Here is a 19,766-nt window from a genome sequence, read left to right on the forward strand (position 1 = left end):
GACGAAGCAATCTTAAAGCGGTGTTTAATAGTATAGCGATTGTTGTAAGATTGCTTCGTACCTCGCAATGACGCAACTATGAGTGGTAATGAGAGCTTAAACCAACACCGCTTTCCTCATACTACCAGTTTCACTTAACGAAGTATGCCAGCTAAAAGCTTCCTCCAAAATATGTGGTGTTTGTCCGCCGCGTTCTGCACAAGCTCTGTCAAAGTAGCTTTGCATTTCTTCCTGGTATTCTGGATGCACGCATTTATCAATAATAACCCGTGCTCGTTGTCTCGGAGCCAAGCCACGTAAATCTGCTAAACCACGTTCGGTTACAATAATATCCACGTCGTGTTCACAATGGTCAACGTGAGAAACCATTGGTACAATACAAGAGATTTTATCGCCTTTGGCAACTGAAGTAGTTACAAAAATGCTGAGGTACGAGTTACGGGCAAAATCGCCAGAACCGCCAATGCCATTCATCATGTGGGTGCCGCTAACATGGGTAGAGTTCACGTTGCCGTAAATATCACACTCTAAAGCTGTGTTAATGGCAATAATCCCTAACCTTCTAATTACTTCTGCCGCATTGCTGATATCCTGCGGACGTAACATTACCCTGTCTTTGTACTTATCGAAATCTCCAAAAATTCTATCATAATATTCCTGAGAAACGGTGATAGAAGAGCCCGAAGCGAATAACAATTTGCCCGAATCTAATAAGTCGAACGTGCTATCTTGCAATACTTCAGAATACATGGTTAAATCTTCGAAATCACTATGCGTAAAGCCAGTTAAAACGGCATTTGCAACCTTGCCAATGCCAGCTTGTAGTGGCAATAACGACTTGCTTAAATTCCCTTTGGCCACTTCTTGGTTAAAGAAGCGAATGAGATGGTTGGCAATTGCGGTAGTCGCTGCATCAGGTGCTTCAATTTCTGCTGGGCTATCTGTCTTTTGTGTAATCACGATGCCCACAATTTTATCTGGGTTAATGGCAATATTTGATGTGCCAATAACTGAATTTGCTTTCGTAATAGGGATTGCTCTTCTGCTTGGATATTCGCCCGTAGAAAAAATATCATGTACACCTTTGATAGAAAGTGGTACCGATAAATTCAGCTCGATGATTACTTTTTCTGCCAAAGCGGCGAAAGAGGCAGAATTTCCTACCGAAGTAGTTGGAATAATACTGCCGTCTTCCTCTATTAAACAAGCTTCTAATATAGCGATGTCAATCTTCGGAAAATTATTAGCTCTCAGTAAGTTCGCTGTTTCTCCCAAGTGTTGGTCTATGAAAAATACCTCGCCTTTATTAATCGCCTTTCGCATAATAGGGTCCACTTGAAAGGGTAAACGCAGGGACAGGGCATCAGCTTCTGCAAGTGCACCGTCCGTTCCCTGTCCCAAAGATGCACCGGTCATCAAGGTTACTTTTAAGGGGTCAACTTTAGCTCGCTCGGCCAATGCCATTAATACGGCTTTGCTATCTCCGGCTTTTGTAAAACCGCTAGATGCTACTACCATTTTATCTTTAAATAGCATTGCCGCTTCTTCTGCGGTAATAATTAGCTGTTCTAATTCTGTTTTTCGTATTCTATTTTCGTACATACTATTTGGCAATTAACAAATGTATGGGGTATCAATTTTGGCTGCTTATCATTTAATGACAAAGTTTTATCAAATTACGTCAACCAAGGTTTTTAAATTCAAACTCTCTTTTCTCTTCGCATAGGCGGATGGACTTGTGCCCAGCACTTTCCTAAAGGTGGCGCTAAACGTGGGAATGCTGTTGTAGCCCACCAAAGCTGCTACTTCCTTAATCTCCATCCTGTTGTCTAGCAATAATTGTAAAGCTTTCAGCATACGCTGGATGGTATGATATTGCACAAACGACATCCCAATATTAGCTTTAAAAAGCCTGGATAAACTACGTTCGCTGAAACCGAATTTCTGCGCAAGTTGCGGCAGCAATACACCTTCCTGCATAAATTCATCCATATATTGGATAACCTGCGCCAATCGTTTGTCTGTAGGAATTGGCAACATTAGCAACAACTGATTTTGACTTAGCTGAGGTAATATCAATCTCAAAGCAGATACAAATCCAAAGGCAGCTTCTCGCTCTCGGTCTGGTAAAATATCTCCATCCCATTGGTGGGTAAAAACGAGCATTTGTAAGAGCAGCTCATTTACAGGATAAATACCTGCTTGTGCAGAGAAAACTTCATCGCTTTGCGTTTTTGGGAAATAAAGGTTGCGCATGGTTACTGCATTTGAACCTGGATGGATGCTATGTTCCAATCCGGCGGGTATCCACATGTAGTGTCTGGCAGGGAGGAAGTAAGTGGTGTCTTGTACTTTTACATGCACCAATCCGCCTTCGGTGTAAAGCAATTGGTCTTTAATGTGATGATGTGGTTGTATGCCATCTTCGCCCATAAAATCGTGCATGCAGTAGATGCTGTTGGGCAATTTATCAACTTCTGTGAGGTAGTAATCTTTAGCAATTTTCGCCATAGAATTTACGGTTTTTCATTCATCCAAAAGTAGATACGCAAATTAAGGCTAAACCTCTTGGCAGTCAACCCATAAAATGATTTTAATCACTTCTTTACCAAAGCCTGATAAATTTCTGCGTAAAGTAATCCGCTACCACCGCCATAGTGCTTTACAATTGGAGTTTGGGCATTGAGCTTTTCAATGTGGAGTTTTAGTACATCTTCGTGCTCTTGGCTAATTCCCGAACCAATTAAAATCACATCGTAGGTTTTGGCGTAACAATGTTCCAAAGCATCGTTTAACGACAAAGCAACGGAAGCTCGCCAATCTTCCATTTTGTCGATTAAGCGTGTTATCGTTGCCGCAATGGGTTGGTTGGTGCAAACTATTAGGATACTGGTCATTTGCTAAATTTTTAAAACCACATAGACACATAGATTAGTTTCTATGTGCCTATGTGGTTAATTTTAAATTGTTAGAATTTCATCGGAACTTCCATAATCAAAAACTCTGCATCGGTATTTGCAGTGATTTCAAATTTATCGGTATCCCAAATTCCGAAACCATCTCTAGTATCAACGTCTTGTCCATCTACTTTAATACTTCCTTTGAGTACAAAAATGTAAGCGCCGTTGCCTTCTTTGTGCAAGTTGTAGGTTTTCGTAGTCGCTGCATCAAATCTGCCCATGTTAAACCAAGCATCTTGGTAAATCCACACACCAGCATCATCTGCATTTGGCGAAAGCACTTGCACAAACTCGTTTCTGGTCGTTGCGTCAATGGTAATTTGGTCGTAGCGAGGTTCTACATTTCTTTTGTTAGGGAACACCCAGATTTGTAAAAACTTCGCAGGATTTTCTGCATCAGGATTGTACTCTGAGTGGTAAACACCAGTTCCAGCGCTCATCACCTGAATTTCTCCAGATTGGATGGTTGCCGTAGTGCCCAAACTATCTTTATGTTGTAATGCGCCTTCCAACGGGATAGAGATAATTTCCATGTTGTCATGAGGATGCTCTCCAAATCCCATTCCGCCAGTTACGAAATCGTCATTTAAAACTCTTAAAGCACCAAAGTTGATGCGCTCTGGGTTGTAAAATCCAGCAAAGCTGAAAGAGTGAAAGCTTTTTAACCAGCCATGGTCTGCGGCTCCGCGAGTGTTGGCTGTGTGTAATACGGTCTGTGCCATAATTTTTTCTCCTTTGTTGATACAAATTTACGGCACTTAGTTAAGCTATAAATTGATGTAGGATAAGAAAGCGTTTTAACCACATAGGCACATAGTTTATCTCCTTAATTAAAAAGTTTCATTATTTTTAACTCCTATTAGAATTAGCTTTCACCTTAATGTTCAAAACACTACCTGTTTCTGTCCGTTTATTTTTTCTGCTTGCACTTGGTTTTAGCTTTCCATCTTTTGCGCAATATCAAAAACTGTTAAATATTCCTTATAAGGATAAAGTTTATACAATTGATACGCTGTATGGTAAACTTGTAAACAACTCGGATAGCAGTAAAACCTTTGCTTTTTTGAAGCAAATGGAAAACTATGGCTTGCAGCATAAAGACCGGGAAATGGTGCTGGAAGTAGAACTGTTTAAGGCTTATTACTATTCTTATTGGACATTTGACCATCCCCACGATGTAATTTTACAGAAATTAAAAACCATAGCCGAAAAAGGAAAACAAGAAAATTTCTTACATATTGAGGCAAGGGCGTTGCGGGTAATTGGCGAATTTTATTGGCGCAGGGTAGGGAATTATGAATTAGCTACCGAATATTATTTAAGGTTGGGTAATTTATTGGAGAAAACCAACGCAACCGAATTTCCTAATACTGCAGAATATTTTGGTTTGATAGGGGAGTTGCATTACTTTTTTAAGGATTACACGGGTACAATGTCTTACGTACGCAAAGCTTTGTCGGTTCCTCCAACAGATTTCAATTGGAAAGCTGTTTGGTCTGCAAATAATACGATGGGTTTATGCTACCGTCAATTAGGGAAATTGGATAGCTCTGATTATTACTTTAACAAGGCATCACAATCTAAATATTTTGGCAAGAACGATATTAGATATTCGATTTCGCAGGGTAACATTGGTTACAATTATTATTTAAGGGGCGATTACAAGAAAGCCATTCCCTTAATGGAGCAAGACGCTACAAAAGCGGTTGAGGAGAAAGATTGGCGATTGGCAGCGGGCGCAACTGTTCCATTGGCAGATATCTACATTAAGCAAAAACAATACAATAAGGCCTGGGAGTGGATAGAAAAATCGAATGCTTATTTAAAGCAATCTGCTGACCCATCTTTGGCAATGCTAGACCGTTTTTATTCCGTTAAAAGCGCTTGGTACTTAGCAAATGGAAATGCTGTTTTGGCTAATAAATTTCTGGACTCTGCCATGCGGGCGAAAGAAGCGGATGCTAAAAAAGTAAATGCCCTACAGTTGTTACGTGTACAGCAAAAAGAGCATGCGCAAAAACTGGCAGCAGAACGGACGGAATTTTCTTTAAAGGAAAAAATTAAAAATACTCAGGTTTTCATCTTGATTTTGGTGGCAGTTTTCTTAGCTGCTTTGGCGATAACCATTTATTATTTGCAACGTAGAAGGCGCTTGTTGGCCGAGGCTGCAAAAGATGCAAAACTGAAGTTGGCGAATAGAGAGTTGGAGATTGCCAAGCAACAAATTGATGCGTTTGCACAAACTATTACAGATAATAGTCAGCTGATTGAGGAAATGCAAGCGGCGCATGAGTACCAGGAAAGTGAAGCGGTAATGTTAGTGACCAAAAATGCCATATTAACCGATGCAAATTGGGACAAATTTCAGGAAGCTTTTGAGAAGGTTCATCCGGGTTACATCAGAAGGTTAAGAGAAAAGATTTCTGGAATTACCTTAGCTGAAACTAAAATGGTAGTATTGGCTAAACTGAGGTTAACCAAACAAGAAATGGGGCACGCTTTAGGCATTTCGCCGCAATCTTTGAGGGTTACTTGGCATCGCTTACGTAAGAAAACGGGTAATGATGATGTGCAGTTAGAAGAGTTTGCAGAGCGTATCTAATTTTTCTTTTCGTAGCCCACGGTTTAAACCGTGGGCTATGAGCATGCTCAAGGATTAATTCTTAATAATTTTAACGATTGCTTTTTTGCCATCGCCTTGCAATCTTAAAAAATAGGCGCCATTGGCGAGGTTATCCATCACTATTGTTTTTTCAGCTTCGGTAATATTTAGTTGGATGTTTTGTAAGGTTCGTCCGCTAATATCAGATAGGATGATACTTTTATAAAGCCCCGCAGTAAAGCGCACATTGGCTTTCTCCTTTACTGGGTTCGGATAAAAAACTACTTCTTCGCCATTAAAACTAAAGGTTAATGGTCTAATGCCCAGTTCTTCGGTTTTGCCATCTTTATCTTTTTGTACCAGTTTGTAGTAATTGATACCGTTTAAAGGTTTGCGGTCTGTAAAAGTGTAGCCGTTTTTTGCACTTGTTGTGCCTTTGCCAGCAAGCGTGGCTAAGCTTACAAAATTTTTCCCATCTGTAGAACGGAAAATCTCAAAGCCATCATTCTCTTTTTCGGCTGATGTTTCCCATCTTAAAACTGCGGTGTTGTTTTCTAGCTTGGCGGTAAAGGAAATCAGTTCTACTGGTAAAACAGCAATGGTTTCAAAGGGGCCTGAATCTATGGCGGCTCCTTCTTTTCTGTTGATGCCTGCAAAATCCTTGTCTGTAGCTAAATTATTATGGGCATCGGCATCTTCGTAAAGTACATCGCTACCTGCATCAATTGCAAGACTACCGCTGCTTAACTTAAAATCTCCACCGCTTGCATTTATAAACATTGGGTTTACATCGCCTAAGTTATGTTTTGTAGGGTCGGCAGTTGTACTTTGCACCAAGCTGTATTGTACATCGGCAGTACTTCCGGGGTCAATATTTACGATGCCATTTTCGGCAGGTGTTGCAGTGCCTGTGTTACCATAAATGATAGTATTGTAAACCTTAGGTAGTGCGGTATTTGCATTAAACATGGCAGCTCCGCCAGAGCCAATACTGTTCGGGTCTACCATCTGGTTTCCGTAAATTAAACAATTAACGAAAGATGTACCAGCAGCAATATTCGCTACTCCAGCTCCGGTTGGAGAAGTATTATCTAAAATTAAACAGTTAATGAAAGACGCTAAATCGTTACTCAAATTGAATACACCTCCACCAGCATTTTCAGCGTTGTTTTGCTTTATAGTACAATAGTTGAATTTAGCTGACGTATTTTCATTAACAGCTCCTCCACCAAGACGAGCCAAATTATTTTCTACTTTACAATAATTAAAAATAGGTGTTCCATTTTTATTGTAAATACCACCACCATACCAATTAGACGCATTGTTGGTGATTTTTAAGTTGCTAAATAAAGCGGTTGAATTAATCGTATTAACCCCTCCTCCAGAACTTAAATCAATTGTTTCGCCATTTACATCAATATTAAAAGCATCAGCAAACGCTTTGGTAATAGTAAAGCCATCTAAAACAGTTTGCTGATTATTTCCAGCACTTACAACAATCACACAAATATTATCGGTAACATCATTTTCTACCCCGATATCGCCACTTAAAATAGTTTCGTTAGCCGCGTTTGCTAAATTTCTCTCGGCAAGTGTAGTTTCTGTACCAGCAAACCCACCGTAAATAGCCACATTGTTTACTAAAGAGAATGCATTGGTACGCCCTTGGTCAGTGCCATAGTTTGTACCATCTTCTGGACTGTACATTGGTTGGTATGTGCCTTTTGCTACCCAAATTTGCTGAATTGCAGGGTTTTCTTTAGCAGCTTTAATTGCAACAGCCAATTCTGGACAAGCATTTGTCCAACCATCTCCTGTCATGTTTCCGGTAGCGCTTTTGTCTACGTACACAATGCCACTGTTTGGCAGCAAAGCTGGATATTCTTCTCCTTCAAGCGCCCCCAAATCTATTTGTGTTTTTTGTAAACGCCATTTTCCGGCAAGGTCGATGTCAGTTTCTGTATTGCCGCCCACACTTTGATATAGGTTATTACTGCCGCTATTTAATGCTGGGCTACCTGCTTTCAGTCTAATGTCCAAAATATCAGCATTTAAAAAATTAGGGTCTATATCGCCAAGATTGGTTCCATTTGCCGCAGTTCCCTGTAAAATATTATGCTGTAAATCTGGTGTGCCACTACTAAAATAACCAGGAGTACCTGATGTTACAGTGTTGCCCCAAATAATGCTATTATATATTTTAGGTGCTGGCGAGTTGTCGTAAACAGTAGCCCCAGCAGCCATCAATGAAACATTTTTGGTAATAGTACAGTTTATAACATTAGGCGTAGCGTTATTCTCAGAATAAACAGCAGCACCCACACCCGCTATGTTGCCCGCAAAAGCCGAATTTTTTAGCTGTATAGTAGAAGCATTATTGTAAACTGCCCCGCCTTGTGCTGCTCTATTGCCGTAAAAAACGCAGTTGAATATCTTCAAATTACTACAATTAACATCGTACAAACCTGCGCCCGCAGTATTATTTATTGTCGCAGCACTTACAATGGAAGGAACAGCTTCGTCTGCATTTCCGTTAATAATAGCTAGGCCGTTAATTGTAGTTTCTTGATTTAAATTTACAGCTGCTAAAACGTGGTAAGTATTGTCATTGTGGCTCATTGGCGTGCCAATATCTCCATCTAAAAAAGTGATATTATTGTTTCCGCTTATAATTTGGCTGGGAATAGGAAACCTACGTTCGTGGATGTAAGTTTCTGAACCCTCAAAACTACCATAAATGTCAACATCGTTTACTAAAAGAAAACTGTTTTTACGACCTTGGTTTGTGCCAAAATTAGCACCATCTTCAGGACTGTACATTGGTTTGTAAGTGCCGCCACTAACCCATATTTGCTTTACCGTTTCTGGAGTTGTAGCATTAAGGTTTTTCGCAATAATTAGGGCATCGGCAAATTCGCCGATAGCATTATCCCAACTGCTGCCTGTACCTGTTGTATTTTTTCTCACGAACAAAACACCATCAGTATTTGGCGTTCCTAAAACTACCGTATTACCAGTTTGATTTTCAAAGGCACCAATATCAACCGTGTTGTCTCTTACTCTTGGGTTTCGGTTTAAGTCTGCTCCTGTAGTTACAGATACATTATTTCCAGCGTTAATGGCTGCACTACCATTAGCTAGATTAAAGTTGCCGTTTGGCGCATCTATAAATAACAAAGCTTCAGTAAGGCCAGTTGTATTTATGTTGCCATTACTAGTATTAGTTTCGCCCTCAATAATGCTATTTTTTATGTCAGCACCAGTGTAAGAGATTTGATTATTTGTATTGTCGCTTGTTCGCTTATTGTTCCAAAGTATAGAGTTATGAATAAATGCTGTGTTATTGCCTGCTAATGCGCCACCGTTAGCCCTAGCCAAATTGCCGTAAATGGTACAGTTAACAATCTTCAAGTTACAATCGTAATTATCAATTGCACCACCATCTTGAGCTTGGTTACCACTAAATAAACAGTTTTGTAATGAAACAGGTGTTCCAGCATCATTTGAAAACGAGATTGCACCACCAAAACTAATGCTCTCTGTTGTTGTGTTGGCTATAAATTTAGAGTTGATAATTTGCGGAGAGGAATTAACAGAACTAATAGCGCCACCACTTTGTTCGGCTGTGTTATTAATGAACTCACAATTGGAGATAATGGGGCTAGAGTATACCATAATTAGTCCGCCGCCATTGTTATTATTGATGTAGCCACCAGAATGTAGGTACAGTTCTGCTACACCACCATCTCTTGAGGCATTTCCGTGGGTAATGGTAAAACCATCTAAGCGAGTGCTGTTACTGATATCTTTGGCAAAGATAACGTGCTTGCTATTGTCTGTAAGTATGGCGGGCGTGTTATTGACATCGCCACTAAGAATTGTTTTGTTGGCGGGGTCTGCTAAATCACGTTGTAAAGTACTGGTTTCGCCACCCGAAAAACCTCCGTATATCTTAACTCCATCAACTAAACTAAAGGAAAAATGGGCAGGGTTGTTTGAGAAACCAACGTTAAAATCTGCAGGTATATTTTTAGGACGGTAAGTACCTTTGGCTACCCAAATCTGTTTAATGTTAGTGTTGTTTTTTGCATTGTCTAAGGCATCAGTTAATTCATTGAATGCGTTTGCCCAACTACTGCCGTTGTCAGCGCCAGTAGCATCTTCCTTTACATATAAGATATCTGTGTTTGTTGTTAAAATAGCTAAAGAATTAACTTTTGCCTTTAATAGGGGAGATTGATTTTCAACTTTCGAAATGGTTACTACATCCTTATTTACTGGAGTAGTTAAGAGTGTTTTCATTGCCCATATAGGTATAATAAAAACTGAAACGAGTAGAAGTAGTAGTTGTTTTTTCATGTCGCTAATTTTTAAGGTTCGATAGATTGGAGATTTGAATTAAAATTAGCCTTACATGTGGCTCCTAAGCGAATTTTAGGCGTTACAGAAACGTTACAGTTTTAGTTTTGCAGGTTCTGGAGCAGTTGAGATGCGTTTTTTTGAGATGCCATTCCATACCAATGAATTTTGTGAGCGGCAGAAAACTTACTTTCGGCTTACAAGCAAAAACTTGTAACTTAATAACTTTACCAAACCAAATAGATAATTTAGGAACATGATTAATAGGGCTACTTACCAAGCGGCGCAGCTAGTTGCGGCTACCATAGAAACACACTTTGCTGAGCACTTGGCCGAAGCTAGCGCTAAAGGCGAAATAGACTTGGCACCACAGCCGCCAGCCCGAGTAGTTGAAGCCATTTTAGATGCTGCTTTTTGGAGCAGTTTGCGTAAGGAAGAAGGTCATTCGCCAAAAATTTCTATTGCATTTTTACCACCAGAACAAGCTACAAAACCACTGCTTTTTAAACAGAATTTACCCTTAAATCCAAATGTGTTAACTAAGTTGGCACCAGGGGTAGAAAGAGGAGGTATTCATATTGGTGTTTGGCACGATGGTTACGATTTATACATTTGGGGAACTACTTTAAACATCCCTAATTATTGTTTTGTGGTTGATGTTTCGGAGCCCGCTTTATTGGTAGTGAAACATCGTAGAATGGCAGGTTTCGGTAAGTTTACCAACGTTGCAGTTTTAAAAGGCGACCAAATTAAAATTGTAAATGAAAACGCTCCGAAAACTGGAGAGTGCCCAGGTATTTTATTATCGCTATTAGATTTAACTGCCGATAGTAATTGGAGCGATGCCGCAAATATCTTAATTCAGCTTTCGGTTTCTATGCGTGCGCATGGTAGAGGCGGAGCGGTATTGATAGTTCCGCAAGATACCGAGGAATGGAAACGTTCGGTTATTCATCCCATCAGCTATGCTTTAACACCACCTTTTAAGGGTTTAGCAGATCTAGTAAGAAGAGATAGGGAAGATGCCAGCGAAATTTTTTGGCAAACCGCTTTAAAAAGAGAGATAGACCATTTAGCAGGCTTAACTGCCGTAGATGGAACAACTATAATTACAGACGAATACGAGCTATTGGCTTTTGGCGCAAAAACAGGCAGGGCAAATAGCAGCGAGCATATTCAGCAGATTTCTTATACCGAACCAATTAATAATGCAGAGCCGATAGTAGTGCATCCAGCCAAAATTGGTGGCACAAGACATTTGTCTGCAGCACAATTTATTTTCGACCAGCGGAACGCCTTAGCTTTGGTAGCGTCGCAAGATGGACACTTTACCGTTTTCAGTTGGTCTAAATCGTTAAATATGGTACAGGCACAAAGAATAGATACTTTGTTGTTGTAATTAAGTGGTGATTACTGCAAATGCAATAGTGCCCAAAAGCATAATTGCCATTACAATTCTATCTGCAATTACTCTTTGTTTATAGGTAGAAGGCTTAGCTACTTTTTTCTCACGAATGTTATGAAATACTCCTGCTGCTGATTGTTGAATGTTTACTATCATGGCTTTTCCTCCTTTGTATTGATATATAAACAAAGACAAAGCCAAAAAGATGTGGAAATGTGAATAAATAGTATTTCGTTACAAAATTTATTATAAGTACGTATTAATCCCAAAAGTTGTTAGGGGTTTATACTTGTTTTAGCTTGATAATCAACAGGTTTTTATGATGGCAATTGTCTTTATTGACTACAACCTGTAGTTTTTAAGACACAGTTTTTTAACTAGCTTCTTATCTGCCCATCGCCAGTTACCAACCATTTGTAACTCGTTAATTCTTCTAAAGCCATTGGTCCACGGGCATGTAATTTTTGAGTACTGATGCCAATTTCTGCACCCAAACCAAACTGTGCTCCATCTGTAAAAGCTGTAGAAACATTGGCGTAAACCGCTGCGGCATCTACCTGATTTAAAAATAAGGCGATGTTCTCGGCATCTTCAGAAATAATAGCCTCACTGTGTTTTGAGCTATAAGTTGCGATATGGTCTAAAGCTTCATCAATGTTTTTTACCACTTTAACTGCCAATTTTAAAGCTAAAAATTCGGTACCGAAATGTTCTGGCGTAGCCTGATGTAAAAGCGTAGTAGGGTAGGTGTCTTTCAATAAAGCATAGCTGATTTCGTCGGCGTAAAGTTCTACTTCTTTTGCAGCCAAAGGCGATAAAAGAGCAGGAATATCCGTAGTTCTATCTTGATGGATTAGTGCACAATCCAAAGCATTGCAAACACTCACTCTTCTAGTTTTCGCATTGGTGATGATTTGCTGACCTTTCTCCAGATTTGCAGAAGCATCAAAGAAAGTATGCACAATGCCAGCGCCAGTTTCAATTACTGGAATTTTGCTGTTTTGGCGCACATAGTTAATTAACGATTGACTTCCTCTTGGTATCAGCACATCTACAAAACCGACTGCGTTTAATAACTCTTCTGTTGCACTTCTGTCTGCTGGTAATAACGTAAGCACATCTTTATTGATTTGATGTTTTTCTAACACTTCGTGGATGACTTTTGCAATGGCTAAGTTGGAGAATTCTGCATCGCTGCCACCTTTCAATATGGCCACATTCCCAGTTTTGAAGCATAAGGCAAAAACATCTACAGTAACATTTGGTCTGGCTTCGTAAATTACACCCACCACACCCAATGGCACACGTACTTTTTTAATGTTGAGATTGTTCGGTAACGTACGGTCGTTAATCACATTTCCCAAGGGACTAGTTAAATTCACTACACTTTTTACATCGTCTGCAATGGCTGCAATACGTTCTGTGGTTAATTGCAGACGGTCATATTTCGGGTCCGCTTTATCCATTCTGTCCAAATCCTTTTGATTTTCTATGAGGATAAAATCAGTATGTTTCACTAGCGCATCTGCCAAACTGTTGAGCACCAAATTAATGGTTTCATTATTTAAAGTGATGATGTTTCTGGTGGCTTGTTTTGCTTTTTCGAAATGGTTCATGTATTGAGTGGTCAGGTATCAGTTGTCAGGGGTTAGGTATTAGTGGCGCTGTATCTTCGGACCAGTCACTTTCGGACTTTCCCGACTAAATGGCGTAAAAATAATCGTAGTGCACTAGCGGTTTTTGGTTTTTCTGGCCAATGCGTTCCTTTGCTTTATCGGAACCGTATTTTGCAATGCCCAAACCTACCAGCTTTTCATTTTCATCTAATATTTTAATGATGTCTCCTTTTAGGAAATCAGCTTTTATGGCGATGATACCCACAGGCAAAAGGCTGGTTGCTTTGCCCGAAGTAAGTACTTCTTTTGCACCATTGTTGAGCTGAACGATACCAGTTGCTGCGGTTTCTGCATGGGCAATCCATTTCTTCTGCCCAGATTTAATTTTATCTGCTACGAAGTGTGTGTGAATGGTTTTATTCGCTAATAAGTCAGTAAGTACGTTATCATTTTTACCGTTGGTGATATGTACATTGATACCCAGTTTCGCTGTTTTTTGTGCGATGGTAGATTTGGTAATCATTCCACCTCTGCCAAATTGAGATTTGCCTGTACTTACAAAATTGCTTAAATCTGTCAGTTCTCCTGTTACTTTTTCAATTACTTTAGAAGTTTCCAGTTTTGGGTCGCCGTCGTAAATGCCGTTTACGTTAGAAAGGATAAACAAAGCATCTGCATTCATCATTGCTGCAATTAGCCCAGCAAGTTCGTCATTATCGGTAAACATTAATTCGGTAACAGAAACCACATCGTTTTCATTTACTACCGGAATTACATCGTTCTGCAGCATAATTTGCATACAGTTTTTCATGTTTAAGTAGTGTACTCGGTCTCTAAAATCTTCTTTAGTGACCAATACTTGCGCACATTGAATTTGGTGTTTATCGAAATAACCAGCATAAGTGTTAATCAGTTTTACCTGCCCAATAGCTGCCAATAATTGGCGGGTAGCAACCGCATCTTGCTTTTCGGAAACTTTGATTAAACTACGTCCTGAAGCTACTGCTCCAGAAGAAACCAAAATCACTTCGATGCCTTTTTGCTTAATTGCCGCCAGTTGGTCTACCAAATGGGCAATTCGCTCATTATCTGGTAAACCGTTGGCTTGTGTAATTACGTTAGAACCTATTTTAACAACTATTTTTTTGTACTGTAATGTCATTGCTGTATTTAGAATTGCTAATCTACCAAATAAGTAGTGTTTTTCATAGAGATTGGGTGTTTGGATGTTTAGTTAGTTTGTTGTTTGGTTTTTGGAGTTACGTTTAATAGGTGCGTCATTGCCAGCTCGATTAGGTAATCTTAATGCTTTAGAATATGTTTTCGGTGTGCGTTGGCTAGGACGCCAACACCTGAAGCAATCCTAAGGTAATCTCTGGATCTCTCTTGTTGGCGTCCTCGCCAACGAGTATTAAATTTAACCGCAAAGGTTTCTAAGTACTCGCGAAGAACGCAAAGTAAATAGTAAGCCCTCTCTGCCTGTCTGCATTTATTGGCATGTTGTTTCCTCCCCCTTTAATCCCCTCCAAAGGGGGACACGTGGCGCTTAGGCATTTGCATATCCCCCTCTTTGAGGGGGCAGGGGGAGGAAATAAAATTTAAAAATATTTTTGGTCGTAAAATAGGACTATCCTAATGGCTGATGTCAGTTACTCTGATAGATTTACTGCCCTTCGTTTTCTAAACCTGATGGTAGTGGAAATACTTTTTGGAGCGTCATTTCGAACGCAGAGAGAAATCTCAAAGTTGAATGCTTCTATGTAACAGATTTCTATCTGCGTTCGAAATGACGGAAGGAGGAATACAAAAAGATTGAAACAAACAGCGGGACTTTCGGAGTATAAGAACTACTGCATTTGCTTTTCAAAATCCTAAAAAATGCAATTCTAAAAATGTGAACAAAATTATTTTAAAAATAAAACAACTGACTATCAAATAATTATGAAATATTTTTACGTTTTTATAGTACTATGTATTGCATAGTACATTATTTAACATATATCTTTGTATTATGATAGCAGAGAATACGCAAACCCAAATGCGCAAGGGCATACTAGAATACTGTGTGCTTTTAATCATCTCCCGCGGAGAGATTTACGCGTCTGATATAATCGCTGAGTTGAAGCGAGCAAAATTATTGGTAGTGGAGGGTACTTTATATCCTTTGCTTACCCGTTTAAAAAACAATGGACTGTTGAGCTACAACTGGGTAGAATCTACATCGGGGCCGCCACGTAAATATTATGTGCTCACGCCCGAAGGTCGCCAGATTTTAACGCAACTAGATACCACCTGGAGTGAACTGGTTTACGCCATCACTACATCGCAACAAGGAGCTAACCAAACAACTGAAGAAAAATAATTAACGTGGCGGCCCTGGCTGCTGATAAAAATACTGACATGAATAAGACGATTATCATTAACATAGGCAACTCTATCATCCATATTGAGGAAGAAGCTTACGAGATACTGATGGTTTATTTAAACGAGATTAAACAACATTTTGCAAAAACTGCTGATGATTTCGAAATTGTAAAAGACATTGAAAACCGCATTGCCGAGATGTTTGCCGAGATTTTGCAAAAAGGACAAAAACAGGTGATTGATGTTGCCGATGTGAGAGGTGTAATTGCACAAATGGGCAGTGTGCAAGATTTTATGACCGATGAGGAAGAGGAAGTAAATACTGGAAATTACTATGCGAACTATAATGGCGTTAAAAAACTGTACCGCGATACAGATGAAGGTGTAATTGCTGGTGTTTGTGCCGGTTTGGGACATTACCTAAATGTGGAAGCACGTTGGTTGCGTTTAGCGTTTTTCCTACTTACTTTCTTGGCGGGAACGAGCATTTTGGTTTATCTGATTTTATGGGTGGCTATTCCAAGAGCTTCGAGCAGATCGGAACGTATGGAAATGAAGGGCGAAGCGACCAACTTGTATGGTTACAATAAGAGTTTTGAAGAAGAGTTGGCAGCTTTTAAAGCTAACATGAAATCTGCTAACGATACCTTAGCTCCGGCGGTTAAGAAATCTGGAAATTTTATAGCTGCAACCATCAAAATGTTTGGCCGTTTCATTAGGTCTATTTTTAGATTTTTCGGAAAGACTATTGCGATATGTTTTATTGTTTTCGGCTTCGGAATGCTGATTTTCTTGATCGTTTGTTTGGGCTTGCTACTTGGTTTCTGGGATGAAAGTACTTACCAAAGTTTCCCACTGAATGTAATTGATACTTCGTTTAGAGATGGATTGGTTTTCCATGCGTTTCTTACGTTCTTCATCCCAATTTTAGCATCGGTTCTATTTGCCTTGAAGGTAATTAATAACAGGATAGAGATTAGCAAATATGTATGGTTCGGGCTGTTAATTGTTTGGTTGGTGGGTGCTGGCACAACTGGCTACTATACAGCAAAAATTATGGGCGAATTTAAGGACGATGCTAAATTAGTACAGCAGATAGACTTAAAGCAATATCAAACCTATGTAATTGATGTAGACAAGAATATGGTGTTTACCAAGGAAGATAGTGTGCGCTACCATTTAGAAGATGCACACATGGGCAGACGCACCGTGGTAGAGGATTATGATAACGGAATGTTCAGAAATCCACGTACGGTAAGTTTTGAAGTAGTGAAAAGTCACGATGGTAAAAGCGCAATTTCTGCTACTTATGAGTCACAGGGCAAGAATTTTGAAACTGCGCTTAAGAATGCACAAAATATTGAATATAAATTCTTACAAAAAGACTCTGCATTGGTATTTAATCCGGCAATTAGGTTGAAGCAACACTCGCCATGGCGTGGTCAGAATGTACATTTAAGCTTGAAAATACCGGTAGGTAGCAGAGTTTTAATTAATGATAATAACGACAGGTATTGGAGCTTCTATTACTATTGGTGTCGCGAAGATAGAAGAGATCAGGATGGACCGTATCGTGAATTTATCATGACCGAAGAAGGCTTGAAGTGTAGATACGATATCGAAAACCCAGAGAAAACTGAGTAAAACTCAAGTGCGAGTATCAGCGATTGCTAGGTGATGAATTGCTGATACTTGCACTAAATAATCCTTAATTCCTATTAAAAATTTAAGCCTCAGCAATGAGGATGGCTATGCCTTTGCCTAAAATTAAACCTCAATTATAAACAACTTAATTTAAAGTGTAACCTGATACACAAATTCTAAGTCACAGTAAAAAACAAGCTAAAATGAACGATAATGATCTGACAAAAAATTATAGACTCATCATTACCACTTCATCTCCATTAAGAAAATAAACAAATGAAAAAATTATTACTAATAATGACATGCCTTTTGGCGTGGGGGACATCCTTTGCCCAAAAAAAAGGGAACATCGGTGGCAAAGTAGTCGCTGAAAACAACGAGGCAGTGCCTTACAGTTTGGTAAGATTGATTAACCTGCTGGATACCACAAAAGTGAAGGAAGCTGCAGCCAATATGGACGGTGTTTACCAATTTCAGCAAGTAGCAGAAGGACAGTATCAAATTAAGGTGAAGATGGTAGGTTACCAAAACTATAGCTCACCAAAAATTAGCCACACCGGCAACGATTTACAATTGCCAGCAGTTAAACTACAAAGTAGTAGTAAGCAACTAAAAGAAGTGAGCGTTGTTGGCCAAAAGCCATTTGTAGAGCGCAAGGCGGATAAAACCGTGCTTAACGTAGAAAATAATGTAACCGCTACGGGTAACAGTGTTTTAGAATTACTGGAAAAAGCACCTGGTGTAACTATCGATAGACAAACCGAACAAATTAAACTGAACAATAAGGCTGGTATCACCATTATGGTGGATGGAAAGCAGAATTTTCTTTCTGGAGCTGATATCACCACTGTGTTGAGCAATATGACCAGCGATCAAGTGGCCACCATCGAGCTCATTACCAATCCATCTTCTAAATACGATGCTGCTGGAAACGCTGGTATCATCAATATCAAGTTGAAGCGAAATAAAACTTTTGGTACCAACGGCACTTTATCTGTAAACACCGGTTTGGGAAGTGCAAAAAAGGGGCCTTCAGATTTGTATCGCCATAGCGGAAATTTAAACCTAAACCACAGGGTGGATAAATGGAACATTTTCGGTAATGCTGGTTTAAATACACGTACAGGCTACAACCAAACTTTGTTAGACAGAACTGCCAACATTGGAAATACAGTTACAAAGTTCGACCAAGCTTTTAACCGTAATCAAAAGGGCACTGGCTATTCTGGTAAAATTGGAGCCGATTATTATGCTTCGAAGAAGACGGTTATTGGGGTGATGTTAGATGTGATGACCAATGACAATGAGCAAACAGGACTAAGTAATGCGAATATCAACGAGTATCAGCAAAATGCACAGACTTTGAGTTTCATTAACCAAATTAGTGGCAACAAAGCTAAGTTTAACAGCCTTACGTCTAACTTCAACATTAAACACGATTTAGCAAAGCAAGATGCCAATATTACTTTCGATTTGGATTATGCTGGCTATGGCATGGACAGGAATGATAATTTTGATGCACTATATTTGAATTCATCGCAGGTGCAAACCAATAGTTCTAATTTGAGGAATATCGTGGACGCGAGAATAGATGTTTTCGCTGCAAAAACCGATTTTTCATGGCCATTCTCAAAGACTTTGAAATTCGAATCGGGACTGAAAAGCAGTATCGTGAATACCAATAATGATTTTATCTCAGAACAGTTGAACAATAATCAGTGGACTGACGTTTTAGGCAGGTCCAACCTTTTCATTTACAAAGAGAACATCAACGCGGCTTATGCCAACCTTTCTCAAAATTGGAAAAAATGGCAAGTGCAATTGGGTTTAAGGGCAGAACATACGCATAGCAAAGGCAATTCGGTAACGAGCAATAGGGTGGTGAACAGAGATTATGTTTCCTTGTTTCCATCGGTTTTTATCAAGCAAGAGCTGAACAAAAATAATAGTTTAAATTATTCGTACAGCCGCAGAATAGATAGGCCAAGCTACCAACAGCTTAATCCTTTTGTGCAGTATTTAGATCCGTACACTATAGATAGCGGTAACCCATATTTAAATGCGCAGTTTACTGATAATTTCGAAGTGGGTTATAGTTTTAAGGAGATTTCTTTGTCCTTTAATTATTCGAATGTACGTGGGATGATTACACAGGTTAGTCGCCAAAACGATGCTACAAAGCAGATAGAAGTACAGCGCCAAAACTTTGGCAAGGCCAATTTGTATAACGCCAATTTGTATGTGCCGTTAAAAATCAACAAAATTTGGAGCATGCAAAATAACTTCTCTGCGGTATATCAAGAATATATGGATAATACTTTGGTTGGTGCAGCTTATGAGAGATCTAAAGTTTCTTTCAACTTCAACACCTCTCAATCTATTGCTTTTTCTAAAACTTTTAGGGCCGAAGTTAGCTTTTGGTACGATTCGCCAAGAATACGTGGAGTAGAAGAAACTACCATTGCTCAATATGCACTGAATTTTGGCGTGCAAAAATCTTTGATGCAGAATAAGCTAAAATTACGTTTAGCGGTAGACGATATACTTTCTACCAATTATTGGGAAGGGCAGATGAAGTATCAAAACGTAGACATGTATGTGAAAAATTACTACGTAAACAGAAGGGCTTCGCTAAGCGTAAATTATGCTTTTGGTAACCAGCAAGTGAAATCTGCGAGAAACAGAAAAACAGCAATTGACGATATTAAGGGAAGAACCGGAGGGTAAAATTCAACATTATGAAACCATCATGGTTATTCAAATCACACAGAGGAATGAATATAACCATGATAGCTTCATCACCATTGAAGATCAAA

General features: G+C 39.3%; 13 protein-coding genes. 5 read left to right on the forward strand and 8 right to left on the reverse strand.

Annotated elements, in window-relative coordinates; translation table 11 throughout:
• Positions 1–96: 96 nt before the first annotated feature.
• From scpC to AC23ME_RS15635, 4 genes are all read right to left on the reverse strand, one after another.
• Positions 97–1,602 (reverse strand): succinyl-CoA:acetate CoA-transferase ScpC, encoded by a 1,506-nt coding sequence (gene scpC, locus AC23ME_RS15620; RefSeq protein ID WP_487728710.1) that lies wholly within the window; start codon positions 1,600–1,602, stop codon positions 97–99.
• Between the two features lie 69 nt (positions 1,603–1,671).
• Positions 1,672–2,511 (reverse strand): AraC family transcriptional regulator, encoded by an 840-nt coding sequence (locus tag AC23ME_RS15625; RefSeq protein WP_487728711.1) that lies wholly within the window; start codon positions 2,509–2,511, stop codon positions 1,672–1,674.
• 86 nt (positions 2,512–2,597) lie between these two features.
• The gene (locus AC23ME_RS15630) at positions 2,598–2,897 is read right to left on the reverse strand and encodes a hypothetical protein (protein WP_487728712.1); all 300 of its coding nucleotides are present in this window, start codon (positions 2,895–2,897) and stop codon (positions 2,598–2,600) included.
• Between the two features lie 71 nt (positions 2,898–2,968).
• The gene (locus AC23ME_RS15635; RefSeq protein ID WP_487728713.1) at positions 2,969–3,682 is read right to left on the reverse strand and encodes a pirin family protein; all 714 of its coding nucleotides are present in this window, start codon (positions 3,680–3,682) and stop codon (positions 2,969–2,971) included.
• 158 nt (positions 3,683–3,840) lie between these two features.
• Here AC23ME_RS15635 and AC23ME_RS15640 point away from each other — a divergent pair, with 158 nt between their 5' ends.
• Positions 3,841–5,562, forward strand: a complete 1,722-nt coding sequence (locus AC23ME_RS15640) for a tetratricopeptide repeat protein (protein WP_487728714.1) — start codon at positions 3,841–3,843, stop codon at positions 5,560–5,562.
• A gap of 54 nt (positions 5,563–5,616) precedes the next feature.
• On the opposite strand, the gene AC23ME_RS15645 is transcribed toward AC23ME_RS15640, so the two are convergent.
• Positions 5,617–9,921 (reverse strand): choice-of-anchor Q domain-containing protein, encoded by a 4,305-nt coding sequence (locus tag AC23ME_RS15645; RefSeq protein ID WP_487728715.1) that lies wholly within the window; start codon positions 9,919–9,921, stop codon positions 5,617–5,619.
• A gap of 256 nt (positions 9,922–10,177) precedes the next feature.
• Here AC23ME_RS15645 and AC23ME_RS15650 point away from each other — a divergent pair, with 256 nt between their 5' ends.
• A complete protein-coding gene (locus AC23ME_RS15650; RefSeq protein ID WP_487728716.1) occupies positions 10,178–11,320 on the forward strand; it encodes a putative sensor domain DACNV-containing protein in 1,143 nt (380 codons plus the stop codon).
• On the opposite strand, the gene AC23ME_RS15655 is transcribed toward AC23ME_RS15650, so the two are convergent.
• The 3 genes from AC23ME_RS15655 to proB all read right to left on the reverse strand — a co-directional run bounded on the left by AC23ME_RS15655 (position 11,321) and on the right by proB (position 14,104).
• Positions 11,321–11,482 (reverse strand): hypothetical protein, encoded by a 162-nt coding sequence (locus tag AC23ME_RS15655; protein WP_487728717.1) that lies wholly within the window; start codon positions 11,480–11,482, stop codon positions 11,321–11,323. It lies immediately after the preceding gene.
• Positions 11,483–11,703: 221 nt separating this feature from the next.
• Positions 11,704–12,942 (reverse strand): glutamate-5-semialdehyde dehydrogenase, encoded by a 1,239-nt coding sequence (locus AC23ME_RS15660; RefSeq protein ID WP_487728718.1) that lies wholly within the window; start codon positions 12,940–12,942, stop codon positions 11,704–11,706.
• 85 nt (positions 12,943–13,027) lie between these two features.
• Positions 13,028–14,104: a glutamate 5-kinase gene (gene proB / locus AC23ME_RS15665; protein ID WP_487728719.1), complete on the reverse strand. Its 1,077-nt coding sequence runs from the start codon at positions 14,102–14,104 to the stop codon at positions 13,028–13,030.
• An 849-nt stretch (positions 14,105–14,953) separates the two neighbouring features.
• Between proB and AC23ME_RS15670 the strand changes: the two genes are divergently transcribed.
• The 3 genes from AC23ME_RS15670 (at position 14,954) to AC23ME_RS15680 (ending at position 19,677) form a co-directional block, all read left to right on the forward strand.
• A complete protein-coding gene (locus AC23ME_RS15670) occupies positions 14,954–15,304 on the forward strand; it encodes a PadR family transcriptional regulator (RefSeq protein WP_487728720.1) in 351 nt (116 codons plus the stop codon).
• A 38-nt stretch (positions 15,305–15,342) separates the two neighbouring features.
• The gene (locus AC23ME_RS15675; protein ID WP_487728721.1) at positions 15,343–16,950 is read left to right on the forward strand and encodes a PspC domain-containing protein; all 1,608 of its coding nucleotides are present in this window, start codon (positions 15,343–15,345) and stop codon (positions 16,948–16,950) included.
• A 276-nt stretch (positions 16,951–17,226) separates the two neighbouring features.
• The gene (locus tag AC23ME_RS15680) at positions 17,227–19,677 is read left to right on the forward strand and encodes an outer membrane beta-barrel protein (protein WP_487728722.1); all 2,451 of its coding nucleotides are present in this window, start codon (positions 17,227–17,229) and stop codon (positions 19,675–19,677) included.
• Positions 19,678–19,766: the final 89 nt, after the last annotated feature.

The sequence above is a fragment of the Pedobacter sp. T50_32 genome (assembly GCF_057652195.1).

What these genes read in the sequence shown, in the direction of transcription:
- AC23ME_RS15640 (WP_487728714.1), top strand. Translation starts at nt 3,841, where the DNA reads ATGTTCAAAACACTACCTGTTTCTGTCCGTTTATTTTTTCTGCTTGCA.
- AC23ME_RS15650 (WP_487728716.1), top strand. Translation starts at nt 10,178, where the DNA reads ATGATTAATAGGGCTACTTACCAAGCGGCGCAGCTAGTTGCGGCTACC.
- AC23ME_RS15680 (WP_487728722.1), top strand. Translation starts at nt 17,227, where the DNA reads ATGAAAAAATTATTACTAATAATGACATGCCTTTTGGCGTGGGGGACA.
- AC23ME_RS15655 (WP_487728717.1), bottom strand. Translation starts at nt 11,482, where the DNA reads ATGATAGTAAACATTCAACAATCAGCAGCAGGAGTATTTCATAACATT.
- AC23ME_RS15675 (WP_487728721.1), top strand. Translation starts at nt 15,343, where the DNA reads ATGAATAAGACGATTATCATTAACATAGGCAACTCTATCATCCATATT.
- AC23ME_RS15630 (WP_487728712.1), bottom strand. Translation starts at nt 2,897, where the DNA reads ATGACCAGTATCCTAATAGTTTGCACCAACCAACCCATTGCGGCAACG.
- AC23ME_RS15635 (WP_487728713.1), bottom strand. Translation starts at nt 3,682, where the DNA reads ATGGCACAGACCGTATTACACACAGCCAACACTCGCGGAGCCGCAGAC.
- AC23ME_RS15645 (WP_487728715.1), bottom strand. Translation starts at nt 9,921, where the DNA reads ATGAAAAAACAACTACTACTTCTACTCGTTTCAGTTTTTATTATACCT.
- AC23ME_RS15670 (WP_487728720.1), top strand. Translation starts at nt 14,954, where the DNA reads ATGATAGCAGAGAATACGCAAACCCAAATGCGCAAGGGCATACTAGAA.
- proB (WP_487728719.1), bottom strand. Translation starts at nt 14,104, where the DNA reads ATGACATTACAGTACAAAAAAATAGTTGTTAAAATAGGTTCTAACGTA.
- AC23ME_RS15660 (WP_487728718.1), bottom strand. Translation starts at nt 12,942, where the DNA reads ATGAACCATTTCGAAAAAGCAAAACAAGCCACCAGAAACATCATCACT.
- AC23ME_RS15625 (WP_487728711.1), bottom strand. Translation starts at nt 2,511, where the DNA reads ATGGCGAAAATTGCTAAAGATTACTACCTCACAGAAGTTGATAAATTG.
- scpC (WP_487728710.1), bottom strand. Translation starts at nt 1,602, where the DNA reads ATGTACGAAAATAGAATACGAAAAACAGAATTAGAACAGCTAATTATT.